This is a genomic window from Geobacillus jurassicus NBRC 107829, assembly GCF_001544315.1.
Classification (GTDB): domain Bacteria; phylum Bacillota; class Bacilli; order Bacillales; family Anoxybacillaceae; genus Geobacillus; species Geobacillus jurassicus.
In genome coordinates this window covers 23,319-30,632 of sequence record NZ_BCQG01000045.1, presented here as the reverse complement: position 1 = coordinate 30,632, position 7,314 = coordinate 23,319, and the positions used below count along the sequence as shown (strand labels likewise).

The window sequence follows — 7,314 nt, the reverse complement described above, 5'->3', positions numbered from 1 at the left end:
CGAAGATGAATAGCCGCTTGACTTTGCCGAGGGAACTCGGTACAATGTGTGTTGGGCTCTTGAAAACGGACGAATGGATCGATCGCTCCCTTACGTACGGTAAGCGGAGCGTTTTTTATTTGCGCCTTTCGCAAACACTGAAACTGTTATCGCAATTTCGGCAAGGGGGAAGACAAAATGACGAAATACATTTTTGTGACAGGCGGCGTTGTTTCCTCGCTCGGAAAAGGGATTACAGCGGCTTCGCTTGGGCGTTTGTTGAAAAACCGCGGGTTGAACGTGACGATCCAAAAGTTTGACCCATATATCAACGTGGACCCAGGGACGATGAGCCCGTACCAGCACGGCGAAGTGTTCGTCACCGATGACGGCGCGGAGACGGATTTGGACTTAGGGCATTATGAACGGTTCATTGATATTAATTTGAACAAATACAGCAACGTCACCACGGGGAAAATTTATTCGGCCGTCATCCGCAAAGAGCGTCGCGGCGATTACTTAGGCGGCACGGTGCAAGTCATTCCGCACATCACAAACGAGATCAAAGAGCGCGTCTTTCGCGCCGGAAAAGAGACAAACGCTGATGTCGTCATTACGGAGATCGGCGGCACGGTCGGTGATATTGAATCGCTTCCGTTTTTAGAAGCCATCCGCCAAATCAAAAGCGATGTCGGCCGCGAAAACGTCATGTACATTCATTGTACGCTCGTGCCGTATATTAAGGCGGCCGGAGAAATGAAAACGAAGCCGACGCAGCACAGCGTGAAAGAATTGCGCAGCCTTGGCATTCAGCCGAACGTGATCGTCGTGCGCACGGAAATGCCGATGCCGCAGGAAATGAAAGAAAAAATCGCCTTGTTCTGCGACATCGACCCGAGAGCGGTCATCGAATCGCGCGACGCCGATACGCTGTATGCGGTGCCGCTGATGCTTCAAGAACAAAAGCTAGACCAAATCGTCTGCGAACATTTGCGCCTCAACTGCCGCGAAGCGGATATGACCGAATGGAAGGCGCTCGTTGAGAAAGTGCGCAACTTATCGAAAACGACGAAAATCGCTTTGGTCGGCAAATACGTCGAGCTTCCTGATGCTTATATTTCCGTCGTGGAAGCGCTCCGCCATGCTGGCTATGTGTTTGATACGGATATTGATATTCAATGGGTGAATGCGGAACATGTGACGCGCGACAATGCAGCGGAGCTGCTGAAAGAGGCGGACGGCATTTTAGTTCCGGGCGGGTTTGGCGACCGCGGCGTCGAAGGGAAAATTGAAGCGATCCGCTACGCCCGCGAGCAGCGCGTGCCGTTTTTGGGCATTTGCTTAGGGATGCAGCTCGCCTCGATCGAATTTGCCCGTCATGTCGTCGGCCTGAAAGGCGCTCATTCGTCTGAGTTTGACCCGAACACGCCGCATCCGATCATCGACTTGCTTCCGGAACAAAAAGATGTCGAAGATTTGGGCGGCACGCTCCGCCTCGGTTTGTATCCATGCAAGCTGCAGGAAGGGACGCTCGCTTACGCCGCCTACGGCGACGAAGTCATTTACGAGCGCCATCGCCATCGGTACGAATTCAACAACCAATACCGACCGATCATGGAAGAGCACGGCTTTGTCTTCTCCGGCACGAGCCCGGACGGACGGCTCGTCGAAATCATCGAGCTCAAGGATCATCCTTGGTTCGTCGCCGCGCAATTCCATCCGGAATTCACTTCGCGCCCGACGCGGCCGCAGCCGCTGTTCCGTGAGTTTATCAAAGCGTCACTGAAAGAGTGACAAAAAAGGGGCTGGACTCAAAAGGCTGTTTTGCAGCTTTTGGGAACAGCCCCTTTTCTGTTCGGGAGATGCATCCGGTGTTGGCACATGTCTCGATTGTCTACGTTTTTTCAAGCAGAAGCTGTCGCAAAAGGATTGTTGCCGCCTATCGTGTTCCGGCATTGGTTTTCTGCGTATATACAAAGGTGCCCCGGCTCTTTTGGGGCACCTTCGTTTGTCGCGGCTTTTGTTTGCCTTTGGCTGAGCGGAGAGCGGCCGTTATTCGTATTCTGACAAAATTTCATCGAGCAAAACGCACAGCCCGTAGTAGATGAAGGAAGCGGTGATGATCGTCGGCATGCCGATGCGGCGGCCGTCGTCGGTCGGCACGAGCGGGCGGGAAAGTTTGCTGTCGATGAAGACAGCCGCTCGATCGGCCAGTCCGGGTTCATCCTTGACGAGCGTTGCGACAGCGACCGCATCGACGCCGTGCGCTTGCAGCTGTTCGACGAGGCGAATGGCCTCGGGATCGTTCGAAAAGCGGGCGAACAGAAGCGCTCGGTCCGTTTCCCGCCAGTCATCCGTTGCTGTCAGTTCAAGACGTTTCGCTTTCGGCAGCGGGTCAGGGCCAAGAAGCGCGGCGGTGACGACCGCATCGAGCTCACCGATGCCATACAGCCAGATGCGCCCGTCGCCAATGGCGGCCTGAGCGAGCAAGCGCGCCCCGTCTTCAAGCGCCCATTCTTCGTCAGCGGCGATTTTTTGCAACAATCCGATCGTTTGCGTCGTCAAAATTTTCACGGTTCGGCCTCCCTTCGCCGCTATTATACCAAAATCGGCAAACAACAAGAAAAGCAAGCAGGAAATGGGTTTGCAAAATGCGAAACATTAATAGGGAGAAAAAAAGAGAATAGAGGTGCATAACGGTGGAAAACAAAATTTTAATTGTCGACGATCAGTATGGCATTCGCATTTTGCTCAACGAAGTGTTTCAACGCGAAGGATATGTGACGTATCAAGCAGCCAACGGCATGCAGGCGCTCGAAATCGCCCGCAAACATCGCCCCGATCTTGTGCTTCTCGATATGAAAATTCCCGGCATGGACGGCATTGAAATTTTAAAACGGTTGAAAGATATCGATCCGGATATTAAGGTGATCATCATGACCGCCTACGGGGAGCTCGATATGATTCAAGAAACGAAAGAGCTTGGGGCGCTCATGCATTTTGCCAAGCCGTTTGATATTGACGATTTGCGCGCCGCCGTGAAAAAATACATTACCGCCTAAGCGACGCGTTCCGTTGTCCATCGATGGACCGCCTTTCCTTTGGCAAAGAAAGCGCATCGATGGACATTGATGACGCTGCCGTCTTTAGGAGAATAAAGGGTGGAAATGTTGCTGTTTCGCCGGCAAGTTGGTATGCTTATAACGTAGATAGATTTTGCGCCTATGGGTTCAGTCACCGCCATGGCGATAAAGACGACGATCAGCTAAGGAGGATGTAACCATGCCGTTAGTATCGATGAAAGAGATGCTCAACCAGGCGCTGCGCGGCAAATACGCGGTCGGTCAATTCAACATTAACAATTTGGAATGGACGCAGGCGATTTTAGCGGCGGCCGAAGAGGAACAATCGCCGGTCATTCTCGGCGTCTCTGAAGGGGCGGCCCGCTATATGAGCGGATTCAAAACGGTCGTCAACATGGTCAAAGGGTTAATGGAAGACATGAACATCACCGTTCCGGTCGCCATTCATCTCGACCATGGTTCGAGCTTTGAAAAATGCAAAGCGGCGATTGACGCCGGGTTTACCTCGGTCATGATTGACGCTTCCCACCATCCATTTGAAGAAAACGTCCGCATCACCTCGCAAGTCGTTGAATATGCTCATGCGCGCGGCGTTTCGGTTGAAGCGGAGCTCGGCATCGTCGGCGGGCAGGAAGACGACGTCGTCGGCGAAGGAATCATTTACGCCGATCCGAAAGAGTGCGAAGAGCTGGTCAAACGGACAGGCGTCGACTGTCTCGCTCCGGCGCTCGGTTCTGTGCACGGCCCGTACAAAGGAGAGCCGAAGCTCGGATTTGCCGAAATGGAACAAATCCGCGACTTAACCGGCGTTCCGCTTGTGCTTCACGGCGGCACCGGCATTCCGACTGAGCAAATTCAGCGCGCGATCTCCCTTGGCACATCGAAAATCAACGTCAATACGGAGAATCAAATGGCGTTTACGAAAGTCGTCCGCGAGCTGCTCGCCAAAGACCCGAACGTATATGACCCGCGCAAAATCATCGGCCCGGGCCGCGATGCCATCAAAGCGACGGTCATTGGCAAAATGCGCGAGTTTGGCTCGTCTGGAAAAGCGGCGCGATAACGAGCAGGGTCAACGCAACGGCTCAGCAGGCGGGCGTTTGGCCGCCGCGCGGCCGCCTTTGCATGTGCAACGAATAACAAGGAGGGTCAACCGTGAAATTTTTCATCGACACTGCCAACTTGGAAGAAATCAAACACGCCCATGAACTCGGCATTTTGGACGGCGTAACGACCAACCCGAGCCTCGTGGCGAAGGAAAACGTATCGTTCCATGATCGGCTGCGCGAAATTACGTCGATCGTTTCCGGATCGGTCAGCGCTGAAGTCATTTCGACCGACGCTGCCGGCATGATCGCCGAAGGCGAAGAGCTGGCGAAAATCGCTCCGAACATTACGATCAAAGTGCCGATGACACCGGAAGGATTAAAAGCGGTGAAGGCGTTCAGCGAAAAAGGAATTAAAACGAACGTGACGCTTGTGTTCACCGCCAACCAAGCGCTCTTGGCCGCACGCGCCGGCGCGACGTACGTCTCTCCGTTCCTCGGCCGCCTCGATGACATCGGCCATAATGGCTTAGAGCTCATTTCCACGATCGCTGAGATTTTCAACATTCACGGCATTGAGACCGAGATTATCGCCGCTTCGATCCGCCATCCGCATCATGTGACGGAAGCGGCATTGCGCGGGGCGCACATCGCCACAGTTCCGTACAAGGTGCTTATGCAATTGTTCAACCATCCGCTTACCGATCAAGGAATCGAGAAGTTTCTCGCCGACTGGAATCGGCAAAAATGAAAGTAAGCCGTTTGCCTCTTGGGTTAAGCGGGCTCGCTCTGCCGCGTTCGGGCTGAAGGTGATGAGCCCGCCCGGCCTTGCTTTTTCGTCCCAGGGGTGAAGCCAACTTCCGAGCAAAGAAGGGAGACGACGATGGATAAAATGAAAATTATCGGCGGGGATCGGCTGCGGGGAACGATCAAAGTGAGCGGCGCGAAAAACAGCGCAGTCGCTTTGATTCCTGCGGCGATTTTGGCCGATTCGCCGGTGACGATCGAGGGGTTGCCGGACATTTCCGACGTGCACATTTTAGGAAGCTTGATCGAAGAAATCGGCGGCTCGTTTTCGTTTGACGGCAAAGAGGCGGTCATCGACCCGACGAATATGGTGTCCATGCCGCTTCCGAATGGGAAGGTGAAAAAGCTGCGCGCCTCCTACTATTTGATGGGGGCGATGCTCGGCCGCTTCAAAAAAGCGGTCGTCGGCTTGCCGGGCGGCTGCCATCTCGGGCCGCGTCCGATTGACCAGCATATCAAAGGATTTGAGGCGCTTGGCGCGACCGTAACGAACGAGCAGGGCGCGATTTATTTGCGCGCTGAAGAACTGCGCGGAGCCCGCATTTTTTTGGACGTCGTCAGCGTCGGCGCGACGATCAACATTATGCTGGCGGCGGTGCGCGCCAAAGGGCGGACGATTATCGAAAACGCGGCGAAAGAGCCGGAGATCATCGATGTAGCGACATTGCTTTCGAACATGGGCGCCAAAATCAAAGGAGCCGGCACCGATGTGATCCGCATTGACGGCGTCGAAAAATTATCGGGCTGCCGCCACGCCATCATCCCGGATCGGATCGAAGCCGGGACGTACATGATTGCCGCCGCGGCCACCAATAGCGAAGTCGTCGTCGACAACGTCATTCCGCAGCACGTGGAATCGCTGACGGCCAAATTGCGCGAAATGGGGGTGCGCGTGGAGACGGGTGAAGATCAAATTCTCGTTTGCGGCACCGACGTTTTGAAAGCGGTTGACGTCAAGACGCTCGTCTATCCAGGCTTCCCGACCGATCTGCAGCAGCCGTTTACCGCGCTGCTCACTAAAGCCAACGGCACAAGCGTCGTCACCGACACGATTTACAGCGCCCGCTTCAAGCATGTCGATGAATTGCGGCGCATGAACGCCAATGTAAAAGTCGAAGGCCGCTCAGCCATCGTCACCGGCCCGGTCAAACTGCAAGGGGCGAAAGTGAAGGCAAGCGATTTGCGCGCCGGGGCGGCGCTTGTCATCGCCGGGCTGATGGCCGAAGGGGTGACCGAGATCACCGGCGTCGAGCATATCGACCGCGGCTACAGCAACCTCGTCGAAAAACTGTCTGACATCGGCGCCACCATTTGGCGCGAAAAAATGACGGATGAAGAAATCGAGCAAGTGAAAAACGCGTAACGTCCAGTCGACAAAGGGGAAGGGGAGAACAACGATGGAACGAAGCTTAACGATGGAACTCGTGCGCGTCACCGAAGCGGCGGCGCTTGCCGCCGCCCGCTGGATGGGGCGCGGGAAAAAGAATGAGGCCGATGACGCCGCGACGTCGGCGATGCGCGATGTGTTTGACACCGTGCCGATGAAAGGCACCGTCGTCATCGGGGAAGGGGAAATGGACGAAGCGCCGATGCTGTATATCGGCGAAAAGCTCGGCAACGGTTATGGTCCGCGCGTTGATGTCGCCGTCGACCCGCTTGAAGGGACGAACATCGTCGCTTCCGGGGGCTGGAATGCATTGGCGGTTGTCGCTGTCGCCGACCATGGCCATCTGCTTCATGCGCCGGACATGTACATGGAGAAAATTGCCGTCGGGCCGGAAGCCGTCGGGATGATTGACATTGAAGCGCCGATCATCGACAATTTAAAGGCGGTGGCAAAGGCGAAAAACAAAGATATTGAAGACGTCGTCGCGGTTGTCCTCAACCGTCCGCGCCATGAGCGGCTCATCCACGAGCTGCGCGAAGCCGGTGCCCGCATTAAGCTCATCAATGACGGCGATGTCGCCGCCGCCATTAACACCGCGTTCGACCATACCGGCGTCGACATTTTGTTCGGCTCGGGCGGCGCGCCGGAAGGAGTGCTCGCGGCCGTTGCTTTGAAATGCCTTGGCGGCGAGCTGCAAGGGAAGCTGCTGCCGCAAAACGACGCTGAAGTCGAGCGGTGCAAACAGATGGGCATCGACGTCAACAAAGTGTTGCGCATGGACGATTTGGTGAAAGGCGACGACGCGATTTTTGCCGCCACCGGCGTCACCGACGGCGAGCTGCTGCGCGGCGTGCGGCTGAAAGGGGCCTACGGCCTCACCCACTCCGTCGTCATGCGCGCCAAGTCCGGCACCGTCCGCTTCATCGAAGGGCGGCACAGCTTGAAGAAAAAACCGAACTTAGTCATCAAATGATCTGCCATATGCGGCATGGCTGCCGAAAAACCAAACGCA

General features: G+C 55.4%; 7 protein-coding genes. 6 read left to right on the top strand and 1 reads right to left on the bottom strand.

The window, feature by feature from the left end; translation table 11 throughout:
- Positions 1 to 177 precede the first annotated feature (177 nt).
- A complete protein-coding gene (gene pyrG / locus GJ1_RS13025) occupies positions 178 to 1,773 on the top strand; it encodes a CTP synthase (RefSeq protein WP_066233166.1) in 1,596 nt (531 codons plus the stop codon).
- 258 nt (positions 1,774 to 2,031) lie between these two features.
- Here the strand turns inward: pyrG and GJ1_RS13020 are convergent, their stop codons facing one another.
- On the bottom strand, positions 2,032 to 2,553 hold the full coding sequence (locus GJ1_RS13020; RefSeq protein WP_066233163.1) for a DUF2529 domain-containing protein: 522 nt from the start codon (positions 2,551 to 2,553) through the stop codon (positions 2,032 to 2,034).
- 125 nt (positions 2,554 to 2,678) lie between these two features.
- Here GJ1_RS13020 and GJ1_RS13015 point away from each other — a divergent pair, with 125 nt between their 5' ends.
- The 5 genes from GJ1_RS13015 to glpX all read left to right on the top strand — a co-directional run bounded on the left by GJ1_RS13015 (position 2,679) and on the right by glpX (position 7,275).
- Positions 2,679 to 3,041, top strand: coding sequence for a response regulator (locus GJ1_RS13015; protein ID WP_066233160.1), 363 nt, complete (start codon positions 2,679 to 2,681; stop codon positions 3,039 to 3,041).
- Positions 3,042 to 3,261: 220 nt separating this feature from the next.
- On the top strand, positions 3,262 to 4,125 hold the full coding sequence (locus GJ1_RS13010) for a class II fructose-bisphosphate aldolase (protein ID WP_066233157.1): 864 nt from the start codon (positions 3,262 to 3,264) through the stop codon (positions 4,123 to 4,125).
- A gap of 92 nt (positions 4,126 to 4,217) precedes the next feature.
- Positions 4,218 to 4,859, top strand: coding sequence for a fructose-6-phosphate aldolase (gene fsa, locus GJ1_RS13005; protein ID WP_066233154.1), 642 nt, complete (start codon positions 4,218 to 4,220; stop codon positions 4,857 to 4,859).
- Between the two features lie 132 nt (positions 4,860 to 4,991).
- Positions 4,992 to 6,278: a UDP-N-acetylglucosamine 1-carboxyvinyltransferase gene (murA, locus tag GJ1_RS13000; RefSeq protein WP_066233151.1), complete on the top strand. Its 1,287-nt coding sequence runs from the start codon at positions 4,992 to 4,994 to the stop codon at positions 6,276 to 6,278.
- Positions 6,279 to 6,312: 34 nt separating this feature from the next.
- A complete protein-coding gene (glpX, locus tag GJ1_RS12995) occupies positions 6,313 to 7,275 on the top strand; it encodes a class II fructose-bisphosphatase (RefSeq protein ID WP_066233148.1) in 963 nt (320 codons plus the stop codon).
- Positions 7,276 to 7,314 lie beyond the last annotated feature (39 nt).

Coding starts and splice junctions, on each gene's coding strand:
- GJ1_RS13010 (WP_066233157.1), top strand. CDS start 3,262: ATGCCGTTAGTATCGATGAAAGAGATGCTCAACCAGGCGCTGCGCGGC.
- murA (WP_066233151.1), top strand. CDS start 4,992: ATGGATAAAATGAAAATTATCGGCGGGGATCGGCTGCGGGGAACGATC.
- pyrG (WP_066233166.1), top strand. CDS start 178: ATGACGAAATACATTTTTGTGACAGGCGGCGTTGTTTCCTCGCTCGGA.
- glpX (WP_066233148.1), top strand. CDS start 6,313: ATGGAACGAAGCTTAACGATGGAACTCGTGCGCGTCACCGAAGCGGCG.